Source organism: Pseudomonas sp. NBRC 100443, assembly GCF_030268185.1.
Taxonomy (GTDB): domain Bacteria; phylum Pseudomonadota; class Gammaproteobacteria; order Pseudomonadales; family Pseudomonadaceae; genus Pseudomonas; species Pseudomonas citronellolis.
This window is the reverse complement of record NZ_BSQE01000009.1, coordinates 271,933-287,705: the sequence shown is the minus strand read 5'-3', so window position 1 is coordinate 287,705 and position 15,773 is coordinate 271,933. Positions and strand designations below refer to the sequence as shown.

At 64.2% G+C, this 15,773-nt stretch carries 29 protein-coding genes and 1 pseudogene; 12 read left to right on the top strand and 18 right to left on the bottom strand.

The features are described 5' to 3' along the window. From QSJ95_RS14755 to QSJ95_RS14675, 17 genes and pseudogenes are all read right to left on the bottom strand, one after another. A pseudogene (locus QSJ95_RS14755) lies at positions 1-172 on the bottom strand (terminase small subunit); the annotation flags it as partial. Positions 173-405: 233 nt separating this feature from the next. Then, the gene (locus tag QSJ95_RS14750; protein WP_285643250.1) at positions 406-1,194 is read right to left on the bottom strand and encodes a hypothetical protein; all 789 of its coding nucleotides are present in this window, start codon (positions 1,192-1,194) and stop codon (positions 406-408) included. A gap of 2 nt (positions 1,195-1,196) precedes the next feature. Beyond that, complete coding sequence (locus QSJ95_RS14745) at positions 1,197-1,526, bottom strand: phage holin, lambda family (protein WP_285643248.1); 330 nt, start codon at positions 1,524-1,526, stop codon at positions 1,197-1,199. A gap of 204 nt (positions 1,527-1,730) precedes the next feature. Next, positions 1,731-2,183 (bottom strand): DUF4124 domain-containing protein, encoded by a 453-nt coding sequence (locus tag QSJ95_RS14740; protein WP_285643246.1) that lies wholly within the window; start codon positions 2,181-2,183, stop codon positions 1,731-1,733. Between the two features lie 56 nt (positions 2,184-2,239). Further along, positions 2,240-3,055: a BRO-N domain-containing protein gene (locus QSJ95_RS14735; RefSeq protein WP_285643245.1), complete on the bottom strand. Its 816-nt coding sequence runs from the start codon at positions 3,053-3,055 to the stop codon at positions 2,240-2,242. Positions 3,056-3,329: 274 nt separating this feature from the next. After that, positions 3,330-3,671 carry an antiterminator Q family protein gene (locus QSJ95_RS14730; RefSeq protein WP_281688758.1) on the bottom strand — a complete coding sequence of 114 codons (342 nt, stop codon included), beginning with the start codon at positions 3,669-3,671 and terminating at the stop codon, positions 3,330-3,332. Positions 3,672-3,684: 13 nt separating this feature from the next. Then, the gene (locus tag QSJ95_RS14725; RefSeq protein ID WP_285643242.1) at positions 3,685-3,981 is read right to left on the bottom strand and encodes a hypothetical protein; all 297 of its coding nucleotides are present in this window, start codon (positions 3,979-3,981) and stop codon (positions 3,685-3,687) included. Next, positions 3,962-4,378, bottom strand: coding sequence for a hypothetical protein (locus QSJ95_RS14720; RefSeq protein ID WP_285643241.1), 417 nt, complete (start codon positions 4,376-4,378; stop codon positions 3,962-3,964). Before QSJ95_RS14720 ends, QSJ95_RS14725 begins: the two co-directional genes overlap by 20 nt. Then, the gene (locus QSJ95_RS14715; protein ID WP_061562237.1) at positions 4,378-4,809 is read right to left on the bottom strand and encodes a VRR-NUC domain-containing protein; all 432 of its coding nucleotides are present in this window, start codon (positions 4,807-4,809) and stop codon (positions 4,378-4,380) included. The genes QSJ95_RS14720 and QSJ95_RS14715 overlap by 1 nt, the downstream gene beginning before the upstream one ends. Further along, positions 4,806-5,177, bottom strand: a complete 372-nt coding sequence (locus QSJ95_RS14710; RefSeq protein ID WP_285643236.1) for a Ref family recombination enhancement nuclease — start codon at positions 5,175-5,177, stop codon at positions 4,806-4,808. Before QSJ95_RS14710 ends, QSJ95_RS14715 begins: the two co-directional genes overlap by 4 nt. Next, positions 5,174-5,407 carry a hypothetical protein gene (locus QSJ95_RS14705; protein WP_285643234.1) on the bottom strand — a complete coding sequence of 78 codons (234 nt, stop codon included), beginning with the start codon at positions 5,405-5,407 and terminating at the stop codon, positions 5,174-5,176. The genes QSJ95_RS14710 and QSJ95_RS14705 overlap by 4 nt, the downstream gene beginning before the upstream one ends. Continuing rightward, complete coding sequence (locus tag QSJ95_RS14700; RefSeq protein WP_285643233.1) at positions 5,400-6,074, bottom strand: replication protein P; 675 nt, start codon at positions 6,072-6,074, stop codon at positions 5,400-5,402. Before QSJ95_RS14700 ends, QSJ95_RS14705 begins: the two co-directional genes overlap by 8 nt. Next, positions 6,071-6,811: a helix-turn-helix domain-containing protein gene (locus QSJ95_RS14695; protein ID WP_285643231.1), complete on the bottom strand. Its 741-nt coding sequence runs from the start codon at positions 6,809-6,811 to the stop codon at positions 6,071-6,073. Before QSJ95_RS14695 ends, QSJ95_RS14700 begins: the two co-directional genes overlap by 4 nt. Before the next feature lie 11 nt (positions 6,812-6,822). After that, positions 6,823-7,560 carry a phage antirepressor KilAC domain-containing protein gene (locus tag QSJ95_RS14690; RefSeq protein ID WP_285643229.1) on the bottom strand — a complete coding sequence of 246 codons (738 nt, stop codon included), beginning with the start codon at positions 7,558-7,560 and terminating at the stop codon, positions 6,823-6,825. Between the two features lie 61 nt (positions 7,561-7,621). Further along, positions 7,622-8,242, bottom strand: coding sequence for a DUF8585 domain-containing protein (locus tag QSJ95_RS14685; RefSeq protein WP_285643227.1), 621 nt, complete (start codon positions 8,240-8,242; stop codon positions 7,622-7,624). A 263-nt stretch (positions 8,243-8,505) separates the two neighbouring features. Next, on the bottom strand, positions 8,506-8,868 hold the full coding sequence (locus QSJ95_RS14680; protein WP_285643225.1) for a hypothetical protein: 363 nt from the start codon (positions 8,866-8,868) through the stop codon (positions 8,506-8,508). A gap of 12 nt (positions 8,869-8,880) precedes the next feature. Continuing rightward, positions 8,881-9,141 (bottom strand): helix-turn-helix domain-containing protein, encoded by a 261-nt coding sequence (locus QSJ95_RS14675; RefSeq protein WP_285643223.1) that lies wholly within the window; start codon positions 9,139-9,141, stop codon positions 8,881-8,883. Here QSJ95_RS14675 and QSJ95_RS14670 point away from each other — a divergent pair. The 3 genes from QSJ95_RS14670 to QSJ95_RS14660 are packed head-to-tail and all read left to right on the top strand — an operon-like array spanning position 9,140 to position 10,936. Next, positions 9,140-10,111 carry a S24 family peptidase gene (locus tag QSJ95_RS14670; protein ID WP_285643221.1) on the top strand — a complete coding sequence of 324 codons (972 nt, stop codon included), beginning with the start codon at positions 9,140-9,142 and terminating at the stop codon, positions 10,109-10,111. The genes QSJ95_RS14675 and QSJ95_RS14670 overlap by 2 nt on opposite strands. Before the next feature lie 56 nt (positions 10,112-10,167). Next, positions 10,168-10,422 (top strand): hypothetical protein, encoded by a 255-nt coding sequence (locus tag QSJ95_RS14665; protein ID WP_285643220.1) that lies wholly within the window; start codon positions 10,168-10,170, stop codon positions 10,420-10,422. Further along, complete coding sequence (locus QSJ95_RS14660) at positions 10,409-10,936, top strand: hypothetical protein (protein WP_285643218.1); 528 nt, start codon at positions 10,409-10,411, stop codon at positions 10,934-10,936. The genes QSJ95_RS14665 and QSJ95_RS14660 overlap by 14 nt, the downstream gene beginning before the upstream one ends. 240 nt (positions 10,937-11,176) lie before the next feature. Here the strand turns inward: QSJ95_RS14660 and QSJ95_RS14655 are convergent, their stop codons facing one another. Continuing rightward, a complete protein-coding gene (locus QSJ95_RS14655) occupies positions 11,177-11,518 on the bottom strand; it encodes a DUF1654 domain-containing protein (protein ID WP_285643216.1) in 342 nt (113 codons plus the stop codon). 550 nt (positions 11,519-12,068) lie between these two features. On the opposite strand from QSJ95_RS14655, the gene QSJ95_RS14650 reads away from it, so the two are divergent. The 9 genes from QSJ95_RS14650 (at position 12,069) to QSJ95_RS14610 (ending at position 15,682) form a co-directional block, all read left to right on the top strand. Continuing rightward, on the top strand, positions 12,069-12,404 hold the full coding sequence (locus QSJ95_RS14650; protein WP_285643214.1) for a hypothetical protein: 336 nt from the start codon (positions 12,069-12,071) through the stop codon (positions 12,402-12,404). A gap of 135 nt (positions 12,405-12,539) precedes the next feature. Then, positions 12,540-12,719 carry a hypothetical protein gene (locus QSJ95_RS14645; protein ID WP_285643212.1) on the top strand — a complete coding sequence of 60 codons (180 nt, stop codon included), beginning with the start codon at positions 12,540-12,542 and terminating at the stop codon, positions 12,717-12,719. A gap of 75 nt (positions 12,720-12,794) precedes the next feature. Beyond that, complete coding sequence (locus QSJ95_RS14640; protein ID WP_285643210.1) at positions 12,795-13,235, top strand: tellurite resistance TerB family protein; 441 nt, start codon at positions 12,795-12,797, stop codon at positions 13,233-13,235. Then, a complete protein-coding gene (locus tag QSJ95_RS14635; protein ID WP_285643208.1) occupies positions 13,235-13,450 on the top strand; it encodes a hypothetical protein in 216 nt (71 codons plus the stop codon). The genes QSJ95_RS14640 and QSJ95_RS14635 overlap by 1 nt, the downstream gene beginning before the upstream one ends. A 118-nt stretch (positions 13,451-13,568) precedes the next feature. Continuing rightward, entirely contained in the window at positions 13,569-14,048 is a 480-nt protein-coding gene (locus tag QSJ95_RS14630; RefSeq protein ID WP_285643206.1) for a hypothetical protein, read from the top strand. Positions 14,049-14,405: 357 nt separating this feature from the next. Beyond that, positions 14,406-14,651, top strand: coding sequence for a hypothetical protein (locus QSJ95_RS14625; protein ID WP_285643204.1), 246 nt, complete (start codon positions 14,406-14,408; stop codon positions 14,649-14,651). After that, positions 14,648-14,872, top strand: a complete 225-nt coding sequence (locus QSJ95_RS14620; protein WP_285643202.1) for a hypothetical protein — start codon at positions 14,648-14,650, stop codon at positions 14,870-14,872. The genes QSJ95_RS14625 and QSJ95_RS14620 overlap by 4 nt, the downstream gene beginning before the upstream one ends. Beyond that, positions 14,869-15,198, top strand: coding sequence for a hypothetical protein (locus QSJ95_RS14615; RefSeq protein ID WP_285643200.1), 330 nt, complete (start codon positions 14,869-14,871; stop codon positions 15,196-15,198). Before QSJ95_RS14620 ends, QSJ95_RS14615 begins: the two co-directional genes overlap by 4 nt. Next, complete coding sequence (locus tag QSJ95_RS14610; protein ID WP_285643198.1) at positions 15,191-15,682, top strand: hypothetical protein; 492 nt, start codon at positions 15,191-15,193, stop codon at positions 15,680-15,682. Before QSJ95_RS14615 ends, QSJ95_RS14610 begins: the two co-directional genes overlap by 8 nt. The last annotated feature ends 91 nt before the right edge of the window (positions 15,683-15,773 follow it).

Sequence of the window (15,773 nt, the reverse complement as noted above, 5' to 3'; positions counted from 1 at the left end):
GGGCCAGGCGGTTCTCCAGCACCGAGCGGACGTCGTAGAAGGCCTCGCGGCCGATCCGAGCCACTGGCTCGACGCCCCATTTATCAAAGGCTTGGGTGCTGATGCCGAGGCTCGCCGCCATCCGGCTTTTGTTGAGCCAATGGGGCTGCCGAGTGATGTTCGAGTTGCTCATGACAACACAACAACCAACCTCCGAAATTCGGTCATACATAGTTGGCGCGCGGGGTTCGAATTACCCTCGACGGCCCCACCCCGGGGGAGAACCTAGACAGGGGGTGCCCCAGCCAGGGATTTTTTCGCCTTGAGGGTTCCAGCTGGTTTTAGGTTTTGTGCTGGACAATAAGAATCCCGCACCAAAACCGTGCAGCCACTCAAGGCACGGCGCGGAAGGTCACAGGCCCCGACTTAAGACCGCGGGCCCGACTGGGGCCGACGCCTCCATTCGGTCGGCGTCCGCCCCTGTGCAGCCTTGGCGATGGCCTCCTCGATGTTCGCCTCCAGCCTGGCGTCATCCTCGGCGATGCGCCGAACGATGTCGAAGAAGCGGAAGCGCTCGCGGTACTGGGGGGCGCGCACGAAGGCCAGCACCATCACCAGCGTCTTGTCGCGGCGCTCGCCGATGCCGATTGGCACCCTGCCCCGCTTCATCACGAAGTAGGCCTGCTGGTGCCCCTTGGCCAGAGATCTGGCGCTGTCGGTGGCGTTGTGCTTGGAACCCTCTCGGTACTCCAGGGCACCCAGGCCGGACAGGATCTGGATCATCTGGCCGCGACTCATATTGCCGTACTGGTCCAGGCGAGCACCTGCAGCGGGCACGATGAACATCCCCTTGGGCAAGATGCCCTTGGCTCGCAGGTTGCGCTCCGAAGCCTTGTCCACCCTGGGCCCACCGAACACCTGGGGCGCCACCCAGTCTTCCGGCGCCTGCCCCTTCGATGCATGGTCCTTCTCGTCCTTCACCCACAGCGCAGCCTCCAAGCGGTTCGGCGTAGCGCTCAGGATGCGGATAGCGTTGCGGGTGAAGGGCGTCGGCTGATCGAACACGTCGTCAATCTCCGACCGCAGAGCCTGGTTCGCCTGGTTGGCGGTGTGGTTCAGGGCATCGGCCAGTACACGGTTCGGCAGATCGCCGCCGAGGCTGGCCAGGGAGGCGACGGCATCGTCCAGGTCCTGGGCACGGATGCTTCCGCGCATGGTCAGCCCTCGCGCTTCGGCAGTTTCCAGTCGGCCACGCGGTCGGCAAGCTCGGCGATCTTCTTCACACCGAGGAAGCCTGTGAACACGCCGGCCGCCGTAGCCATGTTCTGGGGCAGGCCGAGCCACTCCATGACGGGGATCAGGCCCAGGGTGATCAGCGTGCAGAGCGCAGCCTCAAGGAACGCCTGCCGACGAGTGCCGCCGCCATAGATCACGCGGGTAAGTGCGACCAGGAAGGACAGACCGCCTGCGTACAGCACGGGCGCGTGCTGGCTCAGCCAAGCAAGCACGATCGCCCACGTCTCCGGTTTGTCGGGCATGTTGGCCATCTCGATATCCCCTCTGAGGGGCGGTGAATAGAAAGGCCCGAGCGTGATCAGGCAAGGCGCAGGAGCGTGCACCATGAACATGAAGTCGCGGACAACAAAAAAACCCGGCGCGATGGCCGGGTTTCAATTTCTACGCGGTAAAACCGCACTTTGCGGTAAAAAGTACAGGTTCGGCCCGGGGAAATCAAGCAGCCGAATGCATGCCTAGTTCCAGGCCTTCACGCACCCCAGCGAGTCAACGTAGAGGTATTGGCTCTTGCCTGGCCCAAGGTCGTACACCCATTGATCCAGACCGCTGGAACTACGATTGATCTTGGTTGGCGCTCCCCATGATTCCTTTGCATCCTCCGCCGACATGCCCACCTGAATCTTCTGGTGCCCAATCAGATACCTGGCATCTACCTGAGTCATGTCACTGCAATGCGTATAGGCGTTGCGGCCCGACGCCGAACCCTGGACGGACGAGATTTCCGAAGGGTTAGCGATCCGCATCCCTTCGCTTGCGCTCTTCACCTGAATCTGCTGGCCGGCGCCGCCACCTGGGCAGGCTTGCTGCGTAAATGTGACACGCCCTTGCGCATCGACGCATTTGTTCATGGATGCAGCGAAAGCCGGATCGATTGTGATCAACGCCAAGCTGATGATGGCCGCGCGCATGGATTCCCTCCCATTGAAGAATGGGAGGGAATGTATCACTCCAGCAACAGGTCGCTCTAGCCGACCAGGGCCAACTCAGCGGCGCAGTGCTTCTTCACGTGCGCTGCGGAGCCCAGGCCATCCCACAGGAAGCTCGCCAACTCGATGCCGGCATTGCAACCGAGCCCGCTGAGGTGAGTTGCCAGGCGCTGGCTCTCGACGATCTTCCAGCACTTCTCCACGCAGTCGACCAGAAACGCGATGTTCGACCAGGAGCAAGTATCGACGGCCGAGACCTTCTCTTCCTTCGGCAGCCAATCACCCTCGTACACGCTGTAGGCCGCGATGAAGTTCCTGGCAGCGTCGAGTTGCTCGGCCGGGATGTCGGCGGCAGAGCGAACACCGAAAGCGGCGTGCGCCTGCGACCAGATTTTCGCGGTGGCCCGGCGTTGTACCGGAACCGGCAGCGAGGACACCTTGCCCTTGATCAGCGCGCCGAGCATATGGAAACCATCGGTGCCGATGGTTTGGCCTACGAGCGTGGCCATATGGTTGTCGGTGTCTTCGTACCGGCCATGCTTGCGGATTGCTGGCAGAACCTCATCACACACCCAGGCCTCGAAACGCTGGGCCTCTTCCTTTCGGCTCTTGATGATCAGGCGGTAGAGGTTTCCTTCGTCGATGAAGATCATGGCCTGTACACCGCCTTTGGTAGGGGTGTCTCTAACGGATACACCCTTTTCACGGCAGTTCTTCTGGATTGCCTGGCGGCTATTGGCGTACTCCAGAACGGCACACACGTCAGCCGCGCAGAACCACGGCTGATCGTCGATCAACAGGGTTCGAACTTCACGGGTTTCGAAGCGGAACGGAATTACTTGTGCGGTTTGCATAGCGATCACCCTAGTCGGTTAGGGTTCGCCGCCTCATTTCCAGATGAGGGAGGCGAACCGTGCGCGGGCTGGAAAACCGGGGACGTAGGAACCCGGCGCACCCGTAGGTGCCCCACGCACGGCCCGCCATTGAGCGGGCACAAAAAAACGCCTTTCGGCGCTGTGCGCCTACGATCATTCCGGGTTTCCAGGCCCGGCCACTGAATTTGCAGCGGCAGGGACACGGTACCCAGCCAAAGGCGGCATGTCAATAATGCCGCGGCTTTGACTACACTCAGGCCGCAGCGCGCTGCCGCTTCATCTCCAGCGCCCCGTCAATCCAAGCTACACCTGCCCTTATCATCTGCCGCGCCGACTCCTCCCCCATCCCCAGCATGCCGCCCACCTGCTTGTAGGTCTTGCCGGTGGTGTAGTACAGCACCACCGCCTCCCCCATCTGCGGATGTCTCAGGCCGAGCCTGGCCACCAACCCATCCAGCTCCAGCCCCTCATCGTCGGTCAGGCGTGCCGTTGGCAGAGACCAACTAGGTGCGGCACACGAAAGATTCCCCGTACCCTGGCGAACCCATATCCCCCACTGCTCCAGCAAGCTCTCGGTTGTCCTCTCGATAGCCATATTCCCCACCCCCTCAATCCCCAGTGAAATGCGAACCGCCGGGCCCGCGGCGGTTGTTTTCCTCGATCCACACCGAGGCCTTCACCTGGTTCACCAGCCGCTGCTCGGCTTCGATGAGCCGGCGCCCCAGCGACCGGATGAGCGCAGCCGGCTCCACCGGCATGCCGTCTTCCCCAATCCATCCCGTTCCGTCGCAGCTCGTGCAGTCGAGCTCGAAGAACACCCCCTTCGTGAAGCCCTGGCCGCGGCAAGTCCGGCAGCGCTGAATGGCCGGCACAGCCTTCTGCAGGTCAGGCCCGGTCTTGCGCATGCGCCCTCCTCTTCAATTCATCGGCCAGGCGCGCTCGCTCGATGCGCATGGCGTCGATCTCCCGCCGGCAGCGATCAACGACAGAACGGCGCGCGGCGGCGACCTTGCGGGGCCGGCCGACGCGGTTGCCGACCACCCGCCCCTCGCGATAGCCGAGGGCAACCCGCTCCTGCTGGTAGCCGAGCCCCATCTGCTGATCCAGCACCTCGATGCGCCGCTCGATGTCCGCGCTGAGCGCCGCGGCCAGCACCTCGTCAGCTCGACGCGACAGCGCACCGAGTACGGTGATGCCCGGTACACCCGGACCGGAGCAGCGCGCCAGCGCCTCCCGCCGATGCTCCGGCGTCACCGACCACGAACTGCCGATGATCTGGCAGACGTCCTCCCAGATATCCATCACCGCGCCACCTCCGTCCTGGGCTGGGCCAGGTACTGCTCGATGACTCGCAGCGCGTCGTCGACGCCGCGGCAGACTGTGGCGTAGTAGCCCTCCCGCTCCATGCGCACCAGGAAGGCGCTCTGCTCGGGCGACACCCGGGCGTCGTTCGGCGGGGCCGCCTTGAACTCGACGAACAGGCCGAACCACCCGCCGCGCGCCATGGGCAGCACGATGTCGCTAACGCCGGCCTTCACGCCCTGGCGCTTCATCTCGGCGGCGATCTTGATGTGCCGGTGGCCACCGTTGGGGACGTGGAAGGCCAAGCGCGCAGCCTCGGGGTGCTTCACCGCCAGGATGGCGAACAGCGTGGCCTGCTCCATGCCCTCCCAATCAACCTTCGGCCGGCGCAGCGGGCGCGGAGTCCGCGCGATAGGACGGGGCGACTTCATGCCATCACCTCGTCGCCATCCAGCCAGGCCAGGAAGCCGGCCGGGATGTCGTGGCCGGCCTCTGCGACGATGCGAGCGCATTGCCCTACCAGGTCAGCCTGGCGCCCGTAGCGCTCCTCGAACCTGGCCTTGTACGGGTGCACGGCCACGCCCGGGAAGTTCTCCGGGCCGGTGCCGTGCTGATGATGCGGGCCGCAAAGCGGGAGCACGTACCAGTGCGCATGCGGCTTCACGCGACCGTCGACGTGGTGGATGCTGCAGAAGTCATTCACCACGCCGTGTTCGACGCGGCAGGCGATGCAGCCGACCACGCCGACGAGCAGGTCGTGCCAGCGCTTCTGCTCGGCGGTGGGGTTGCGGCCCTTCATGCCAGCACCCCGCTGGCCTTCATGTCGGCCCGGATGACCGACACCACCTCATCGCGACTGCCCAGGTAGGCGAACGGGGCGGCATCGCCCGGGCGGGTGACGGTGAAGCGCTTTTCCGGCAGCCGGCACTCGGAAACGGTGTAGCCGCTGTCGGTGATCCAGCAGTTCGGGATCTGCTGGCCATCGCGGTTGCGCTTGGCGCGCCACTTCAGGGGGTTCAGGTCAGGCATTGCGGGCTCCTTTCAAGCGTGCACGGATGGCCTGCAGGGCGGCATTGCCCACTTCGGGATCGGACGCCTTCGACGGTTGCGGGAGGGCCGCCGCGGGGACCGGCGGCAGGCTGTTGCCCTTCGCGATCTCGCGGCGGATCTGGGAATACTTGCTCTCCAGCAGCTTCATGCCGTCGTCGCGGCTGAGCTGCTGCAGGTTGCTGAAGCCGGCACGGGCGGCAGCGTGGTACACCGCGGCGTGACTCCAGGTGGCGGTTGCGGCTGCAGCGGGGTGCGTCTTCGCCAGCGCTTCGCGATAGGCCTCCTCCAGGCTCGGCAGGCCCAGCTGATCGGCACCGAAGCACCAGTCCACGAACAGCGCCGGCGCCGGCACGAACTCGCGCTTGCTCTGGCGCAGGGCGCGCACGCCGTTGTCGACCAGTTCCTGGCTGTTCACGCCGGCCCGGGCGAACTCGGCCAGCCACTCCTCCTTGGCCTTGCCCATCACCGCCGGGGTGGACCAGGCGGAGCGCCAGCCGGAGCAGATGCCGCGGATGCGGTCGAATAGGTCGTCCATCACCTGGCGAGCGAAGTCATCGACGGGCATCACGTTCGGGGCGGCCTGGACCGGGGCCGGGGCGGCGCGGAGGTTCGCCGCGATCAGGTCAGCGCGCTTGGCCTGGCTCATACCCGCACCCCGTTCGCGCCCCAGGCCGCAGCGTCGGGCAGCTCGCCGGCATCGGCCTCGACGCGCTCCCGCTTGATCCACTTCGCCAGTTCGTTCGCCCACTTGGCCTGGGTGAACACGGCATCCGGCAGGGCCAGCCAGTGGGCCTTGAACTTGTTCACGACGGGCAGCGTGATCGCCGACACCGGAATGCCCATCAGGCGAGTCTGCGCTGCCAGGTCGTCAGGATCCGGCTCCCAGTCCTCGGTCATGGCGAAGCGCTGGCGAACATCGACCGGATCGCTCGCGTGTTGCAGCTGCTCTTCGGTTCCTTGATGGTTCAATGACGGATTGGGTGCAGCGGCTGCACCCCGTTCCGTCGTAATTTGCACCCCGTTCTGCTGTGGATTGCACCCCGTGGCATCTTCACGGGGTGCAGTGGTTTCACCCCGTTCATTTTGACGGGGTGCAGCAGCTTCACCCCGTTCCATGACGATGTCGTAGCAGGTCGGAACACGGTCCCGACGGGTGATGTACGCCGCGGCGATCGCCCGGTTGCCCTCGACAATCACCCCCAGGTCTTCCAGCAGGCGCAGCTTGGCCTGCACGGTGCGCTCGGACAGGCCGGTGTCATCCGCAAGGCTGGCCACCGAGGGGAATGCCCCGCGGCCGTGCTTGTCGGCGTAGTTGGCCAGGCACAGCAACACGTGGCGGGCAGAGGAGTCGGTGACTACGCGCTGCTCCAGGGCCCAGGTCATGGCTTGAACACTCACAGCGCTCCCTCCGCGACCTTCTGGGCCAGCTTGGCCAGCCCCTTCGGCGTGACGCGCACCTGGGAGGCTAGGCGCTGGTCGCCGATGGAGTCGGTGCCGATCACGGTTACCCGGTGCTCGAGCAGGCCGGCCGCCATGCGCGGCTGGTAGGCCAGCCAGTGGGCCGAACCCTCCCGGCGGTAGATCCAGCGGTTCTCGTGCATCCAGTCGAGCAGGACGTGACGCGGGATGTTCAGGTGCTTGGCAGTGTCGGTCAGACAGAGCGTGCCGCGCGCCTCGGCGATCCGCTCCAGGGCTTCCACCTTGGGCGCCTGCTCGTCCACCACCATGCGCAGCTGGGTGTTCTGCTCGTGGAGGTCAGCTGCGACTCGCAGAGCCTCGGAGTAGGTCTGCGGGATAGCCGGAGCCGCAGCGCGCTCCTCCAACTCATGCAGGCGCCGGATCACCCGGTGCCGAAGCGGGATGCTGTAGCCGGTGATCAGCGTCTCGGTCAGCTCGCGGTCCAGGTGGAAGTTCGTCGTGTAGCCCCTGGCGTCCCGGTCCTCGCGGACATGGTCCAGAACTGGACCATCCTCCGACAGGGCGTCGAGCATCTCGCGGATGTCCCGGATCACGTGCTTGTGCTGCTTGCCGGTGAGCTCGGCGATCTCGCGCGAGGTCATCATCGGGCGCGCCACGTTTTGCGATGCCGGAAAACGTGGCGCGGCATTGTCAGTTCCATTCGTCGTGTGCATACTCACTCCCGTTGATCTGAACCCCGGCGCCGAGTCCCCACTCCAGCCGGGGTTTGTTTTTTCAGCCGACCAGCGACAGCGGCTTGCCGCCCGCGTGGATCGCCAGTTCGTTCTCCATGCGCCGGCGCATCTCGAAGCTCTTCGATTCCACCAGCAGCAACTGGTCGATCGCGCCCGGCAGGTCAGGCAGGTCGTTCTCGTCGATCTTCCCGTCAGCCAGCACCGCGCTGCAGCGCTCCACCGCCTGCCCGATGCCCGCCACCAGCTGGCCGAAGGCGCTCACCGGGCAGCCCACCACGCCAGCGGCGCGAGCCCCGAGCAGCCCGTAGCGGTCGGCGAGCTCGTTGATGCAGCGCTCCCGCCACTCCGGCTCCAGCGCCGCCACCCAGGCCTCTTCCATCCAGGCAGGCAGCTCCTGCTCACCCCCGAGCAAGCGCTGCACGCGCTTCAGCCAGCGCCCGGCGGCCTTCAGGTACTCGCCGCCATCGCTCTTCAGTTCATCCGACTCGAAGTCGGGCACCCTCTCCGCCGCGGCCTTGCGCGGGCACTTCTGGTACAGCGCACGGTTCAGCGCCTGGGCGAAGTCGTCCTGGCTGAGACTGGTGCGAGCGATCTGGTCGGCGGCGTAGGCCACCAGGACCTGGTCGCGAGTCATTTCGTGTCGGGGATTGGACGTGTTCACGTTGCGCTCCTGGTCCTAAGCTGCCCCCATCGAGAAAGGGGGTCAGCGGTATGTCTTGGGGCTCAGTTGGAACGGATGTCCGCGTGAACCTCGGTTGGAAAAGGGCGCCGGGCGCACCGTGGTATCGTTTTGCTTCCACACGAAACGGCCATGGAGGCCCGGCATGTCAAACGAGAGAATCCCAACCATCACCAGAGAAGATCTGCTCCGCCGCATCGAGGCCCTACCGGAAGGCTGCGAAATCAGCTTCTCCGGCCTGGAGTTCATTGACTTCGAAACAACGAATCGGCAGCCGTATAGAGTCCGGTTTCTGTTCCAGCCAAACGTGTTCCGAAAGGCTGACGGGGACGTGGTGGTTGAAAACCCTGAATGAGGTAGAAGGCCTGCTGGCACGCATCCTCGGCGCTCACCGGGGCGCCGAGGGAATGCATGGCGCCGAAGATCCTGCAGTCCACCGTGAAGCAATCACCCGGGCCGGAGGCCTGGGTGAGCACCACCTGAATGCGGAACTGGGACCGCAGGCGTTCTGCTTCCGCCCAGAGCGCCTGAGCTTCCTTGCTCAGGCGGTCCGCCTCGGCAAGGGTGGCCAGGCGGGCCTTGTCGGTGTTCGTCATCACGTGATCCATGTCGCTCTACTCCTATGCGGCACTGCGTTTCGGGGAGGCGCTGGCGCGAAGAGCGGCGGCATCCAGCAGGATCCCGCGCTCAGCAGCAAGCCGGGCGATGCGGTCGGCGTAGTCGGTCTCGCCGGTGTATTCGGTGCGGGGCAACTGGTTACTCCTCACCCACTTGTCCACCGCCTGCCGGCTCTTGCCGCAGGCCTTCGCCACCGCGATAGCTCCACCTGCAAGAGCTACCGCATCTGCAACAGGGCCTTCCGCGGAAGAAGGATTCTTCATGGTCAACCTCGTTAATCAACCCTCAGTTGATATTAAACATCAACTGACTGTTGCACAAGTTCCGTGCAAGCATCAACCAATGGTTGAGACACAAGAAATCCGCGACGCTTTTGCGAAGCGCCTGAATACGGCCCTAGATCACATCCCCGAGATCAGGCCTGGGCGCGGGCGAAACACTGACCTCCAGGCCGCCTTGGAGCGACTGGGTGCGCGCGCAACAAAGCAGGCGACGCACAAGTGGTTAACCGGGGCGTCCATCCCCGAGCGGGATAACATGGAGTTTCTGGCCAACTGGCTGAAAGTCCGCGTTGAATGGCTTGAATACGGGCTTGGAGAAATGCGGGAGCAGCCTGCCGACGCTGGACAGACGGCAGCGGCCTCCTCTGCCGACATCGTCCGCAAGATGCTGGAGAAGCACGGCAAGGGGCTGACCGAGGATGCGCGGCGCAAGATCGTCGATGCCGTCGAGGCTGAGGTGCCGCAGCAGGCGGCACAGCAAGCAACCAATGTCATCGTGGGCGACTTCTCCCGGCCAGGCCTGGTCGGCGACGAGATCCGCATCGCGCACTACGACATCCGCGGCGCCATGGGCAACGGCCAGGTGCCGGCCGACTACATGGAAATGCTCCGCGACGTGAAGGTGAGCGAGTCGCACCTGCGCAAGATCGGCATCACCTTCGACGACCCGAACCACCTGAAGATGGTGTACGGCTGGGGCCACTCGATGAGCCCGACCATCAAGCACGCCGACCCGATGATCGTCGACATCAGCATCCGCGAATTCAATGGCGACGGAATCTTCATCTTCACCTGGCAGGGGCATCTCTACATCAAGCGCCTGCAGGTCCAAGACGCCGAGCACTTCGAGATGATCTCGGACAACAAGCAGCACAAGGACCGGACCATCCGCATGGATGAGACCTACATCCATGCCAGGGTGCTGTTGGTGTGGAATGCGCATTTAGTTTGAGTCGATCCATGGAACTAGCGCCCACCTGACTGGTGTAGGCCACAAGGAGGCGGAGAGTGAACGAGGAAGACAGAAAAGATTTGATGCTGGCTCTTGCTCAAATTGGGCGGACATTGGGCGAACTCAGTGCGCTGAGTGCCAAGCAGTCAATGGCAATCCGAGGACTTGCGCAGGCGATCGTACTGACCTGCGATGATAAGCCCCTGCTGGTTATCGAGGCCCGCAAAGCACTATTACTGGCAGAATCCACATTTAGCGTTTTGGAAAACATGTACCCGGCAGGTGATGAGGCGAGCGATGAGCCCCGATAAAGACCAGGATGGTGGCTTTGATTGGGCGGGGCTGATCAATGAATCGTTCACACAAGGAGCGATATCAGCCAGGAAGCGCGGCCTAGCCGAAGAAGCTGCCACTTTTCCTCCGGCGAGTGACACAGTTCCAGAGCAGCCCCATACTGCAACCATGACCGACCCAATTTCCCGGCCCGAGTTGGATGCCAAGCTCGAGGCGATAGAAGCCAGAATGGATGCCAGAATTGCGCGCATCGAATCCGCCGTGTCCGGTTTCCAGAGTGAAGCCAGTCAATTCCGGGCAGAGTTGTCGAGTGCGAAATGGTGGGCAATTGGTACCGCTATTGCTGTGCTAGCGATATTCCTCGGCACTCTCCAGTGGGGCTTGTCCGCGCAGAAGGAGGAGAACGCCCGCTTCAGCAGTTACATTCGCGACGACGTGAAGGATATTTCGAGCAACGTCCAAGAGATTGCCAAGTCCGTAGGCGAGATGCGTATCAAAGCCGAAAGTCAGCGAGCAGAGCAAAAGCAATGAGTAAAGCCCCGCAATCCAGGCTGTGTGAAAACCTCCGGATCGGTCCAGCTGGTTAAAAAACAACCTGGATTTCGCGTTTCTACGCGGATTCTGGGTTGGCTGAATAGCCAAGCCTTTTCAGATTTCACGTAGGAACGCACTCTTCGAAGAGCCGCTCGGGTTTTCACACAGCCTGAATCGCGGGGCTTTTCATTTCTATAAAACCGCCTTCCCAGGGCGGGTTTTTCGTTTCAGGATGCCTCAGAACGGCGCCACCTCCTCATGCAGGTGCTGCACCACCATCTCTTCGGCGTAGGCCTCCTCTCCACCGGTCTCGGCGCCCTCCTCGTCTGACGGCTGCCACGTCAGCAGCACTGTCCCGTCCTCGTTCCGCACCATCTCCAGGCCGTCCGTCTCGGCCAGTTCCTCCAGCACCTGGCGCCACGCCAGGTCCGTGTCGCTGTCCAGCTTCCAGATCGTCGTCCGGCGGTCAGCCTGCGCCTTCGGATTGTTGATCATCGCCGACACCCTTAGGCGCAGCCTGTCTACGCCGGTCATCCCCGCGCGGTCTTGATCGACTGCCCCTCTCTTCTGCTTGGCCATGTAGGCTCTCCCTGCTTTTACTGTATGAACATACAGCATTTCTAGCAGACATCGCTGACAAGAGGCAAAAGCTTTCACTCATCGAATCAACGACTTATCAACCAACAGACAAAATATCAACCATTGGTTGTTGACATAAAACAACTATCGGTTGATATTTGATTTACGCCAGCACATCGGCGCCAGGCCACCGAGCCGCGCTCTTTAACAACACGCGCCATGAACAGCTAGCCACCACTTGGTGGCGAGGCAGCCCCGGCCACCACCCGTGGGGCGACAGAAAGTCGGGTGGGCATCATCAACAACAGAACGCATCGCCTCTGCGGCGACCGGCGATCAGACAGGCGATCGAGGAAAGCCTGCCAACGCGAAGGCGACCCTTAGGTACTCAGGGCGACTAGAGACGGCTGATCGAGGGCGAAATGCCCGAACCGAGCGAATGACCCGCATGCGATGCGCACCGCGGCCCGGCGGATGTAGGGCGACAACACCGATTTCCTCGATGCCCTTCTCGCGAGGGGCATCCGGGAAGCCAACCAGGAGAACGCCAATGTCTAGGCAGAACGACATCGAGCACCTGAAAGACCTAATGCAGCGAGGCGAAATGACAGCCGATCAAGCGAATGTGCAGATGGTTCGCAACGAACGGCTCCGGCTGGTCATCAGCGGCCTGCCAGCAAGTGTCCGCAAGGCCCTGAACGCAGCAGTGAAGACCGGCGAGCTTGGCCACCTGAAGAAAGAAGGCCACAAGCCGGAGTGCTACTTCCATCCGACCTTCAAATACTTGGCCGTCGAAGCGCGCAACAAGCGCGAGCGCGAAGTGATTCAGCTCAGCGGTTCAGCGATGGCGCGCATGAGCGACATTGTGCTCGCCAGTAACGCCTAACCCGATCCCCTGGCCTCGCGCCAGGGCGCATCGGAGAGCGCCATCGACCGGACTCGTCCGGCCAGCGCGCAGCAGGGCCAAACGATGGCGCTCCCCGATGCGTAGAGCATCCCTCCCCAACCACAAGGAAACCCCATGAGCGACTTCAAGAAAGGCCAGTCCGTGATCCTCACCAACCCGCGCGGCGTAGAGAAACGCGGCAGCTTCGTTGGCACCACCAACCTGGGCATCGGTCGCGGCGGCGGTCTCTACCTGGTCGTCGCGGTCGACGGCAAGGAACTGAAGGCCCGCCCCTCCAAGGTCCGCGCTGCCTGACCATCCTCAAGCACCTGGCGCGCCGGGTGCTTCGGGATGCGAAGAGCATCGCCACCACCACAACGAGGACGCACCATGTTCGGATTCAAGAAGCTGTTCGGCAAAGGCCGCGAGGCCCGCGCCGCACTGGCGAAACTGGAAAACCGCGATCTGCTCCAGGCGATTGTCTACGGCTGCTTCTACGTGGCCGCCGCCGACGGCGAGATCGAGCCGCAGGAACTGGACAAGATCGACCGCCTGCTGCGCAACGAGCCCAAGCTGCATGGCTTCGGCGCCGAGCTGGGCAACCTGATCGACAAGGCCAAAGCCGACTTCAACGAGGGCGGCCCGCGCATCATCCGCATGAACGCCGAGCGCGAACTGGCCGACCTGGCGCACACCCCGGGCGACGCCGAAACGGTGATCAACTTCATGCTGACCATCGCCGAGGCCGACGGCGAAATCGAGCCGGCCGAGGTGGAGGTGCTCGAGCGCGCCGCCGGCAAACTGAACCTACGCCTGAAGGACTACCTGTAATGCGCGCCGGCCGGCGGAAGGCCATCGCCGGCGCCCTCGGTGCCGCGGTGGTCGTCCTGCTGGTCTGGCTGGTGCTGCGCGCCATCGCCTGGGGCTCCTGCTCCTGGTACGGCTACCAGACCAACCGCGACACCCGCTATGCGGCCTTCATCGGCTGCATGGTGCGGGTGGACCAGCAGTGGATCCCACGCAACGAGCTGCGCGTCCTGCAGTGAGCAACCTCCTGCCGCTTCCACGAGGCGGCAGTGGGATGCGACGAGCATCAACACCCCCTTGGTATTGCCCGGCCCCGGCCGGGCCTTTTTACGCCCAGTCGAGCACAAGGACAGCACCATGACCGAGATCATCACCAGCATTTCCGCTGCAGCACTTCCGGCCCGCGGCCAGCCCCTGGCCGGCGGCACCTTCATCGAGCGCTATTGGCTGAACAATCAGGAGCGCGCCCTTGTCCTTCTCGGCCCCGAGTTCGAGCGCGAAGGCATCTGGGGCGAATACGGCCAGGACGTGCTCACCCACTACGTCGACGGCGAAGCCAATACCCGCGCCATGGCTGAGGCCGGCAGCGAACTCGCCAAGAAGGTCCTGGAGTTGGGCGCACACATCGCCGCACCTCTGGAAGGCCAACTGCTGATGGCGGCCAAGCACTCCGGCCTGATCACCGATCTGCGCGAGGACCGCCTCTATTGGCTGAGCGCGCAGCGCTCCGCCCTCATCGCCTACTACATGGCCTTCGAGGATGGCTGGCAGAACGACAGCGGCAAGTACGCCGAGCTGCTCGTCCGCCCCGTCCGCAGCCTGCCCATCCTTCAGTGATCCACTGATTCATTCCTTCTCCAGCAGGCGATTCGCGGGACCGCGCGGCGCTGGCGAGGGTGGTCCTGAACCGAGGAAAGTCGGTCAGCGGCTCGCTGACCAAGACCTACCAGTAACCCCTGCAGGAGGAGTGGCAGCCATGTAGACCATCAACCCAGGTAGTTCGGCAACAACGCCGGGCGCGCCGCGAAACACTCACATACGGCGGCGTTTGTGAGACCGAAAGGCCGGCACCGCCGGCCTTTCCCCTTCCCCCCCCTCCAGTTTCTTTCCGACAGCACTCACCGCGGCGCCCACCGGCGCACAGCCGCGCGACCGAGTGCTGCCGAAAGGAAACCACCCAACAGAGGAAACGCCATGCAACAGCTGATCCCCCGCCAGCAGCCGCTGGCCGACCTGCTCCGCCAGACCGCCGCCGCGCGCCAGGCATTCGCCGTCCGCCGGCGCCTGGTCGTGGAAGCACCGAAGTTCCAGGTGAAGCCGGCCGGGCGCGGCTTCTTCCACATCGTCGAGACCGCCACCGGCAAGGTGCGCAGCTTCCGTCGCAGCCACAACGATGCCTGCCAGCGCGCCGCCGAGCTGGAGCAGCAGGCGGGCCAGTGATCCGCCGCGACCGTGCCCTGCTCCGCCAGCCATGGCGTGCACTGGTCACCCGCCAGACCGAGCTGGGCCGGGAAAAGCTCTGCCCGGGCTGCGACACCTGGTGGCCGCAGGACGACGAGTTCTTCTCGTTCATCAGCACCCGAGGCCACTACCACAACCGCTGCCGCGCCTGCCGGGCCCGAGACCAGGCGGAGCGGCGCAACGCGAGGAAAGCAGCATGACACTCCCCCTGCTGGCCCTATCGGACGACGAGGCCGCCCACTACGCCGCCTTCGATCCGGCAGCGGCCGAAGAATGCGCGCGCCGTTCTGCTGCCGGGCACGGCTCCTACCTCCATGAGGTGGTCAAACTGCGCGGCCAGGTCGAGGAACTGAAGGATGAACTGGAGGATGCGAATGATCGCGCCAGCGAGGCGGACGACCTCAACGAGGTCATCAAAGAAGCCTTGGAGACGCTGAACCGAGCCGACGCTCACATGTCCGCAGGCCAGTTGCTCGACCTGATCCAGCAAGCCATCACGGTGCTGGTGGAGGCTGGTGATGGCTAAGTCCCAGGCCGAGCGCAGCCTGGCCGCCACTGCGAAGCGCAAGCGCCTCGGCGAAGAGGAACTGCGCCACCCCGTGCAGGCCGGCACCCGCGCGCAGTTGGCCGAGCTGATGCGCTGGCACGGCGTCAGCGAGAAGGCCGAGGCCCTGCAACTGCTGATCCTGAACGCCCACGCGCTGGGCCAGGCCGCATCCGCCGCCTGGTTCGCGCCGGCAGGTGACGAGCAGCTCCCCGCCGACGACGAGCTGCGGCACCGCGCCCGGCCCGGCACGCGCGCCAAGCTGGACGAGTTGAAGGCCTGGCACGACGTCGGGCAGCGCGCCATGGAACTGCTGATCCGCAACGCCCACGCCTTGGGCCGGGAGGCCTCCGCCGCCTGCCTGGCAATCCCGCGCCACGAAATCACGATCAGCGAAAGCGTGGCGCGCCGCCTTGAGGTGGAGGGGCGCCGCGAGGCTGCTGCCCTCGACCGGAGCGACGAGTGATCGGTGCCGCCGGACAGGTGCATCGATAAGCCTCCTCGAGACACTCCTTACGCCGGATAAGCGATGCCACGGCACGGCTTATCGATGGATA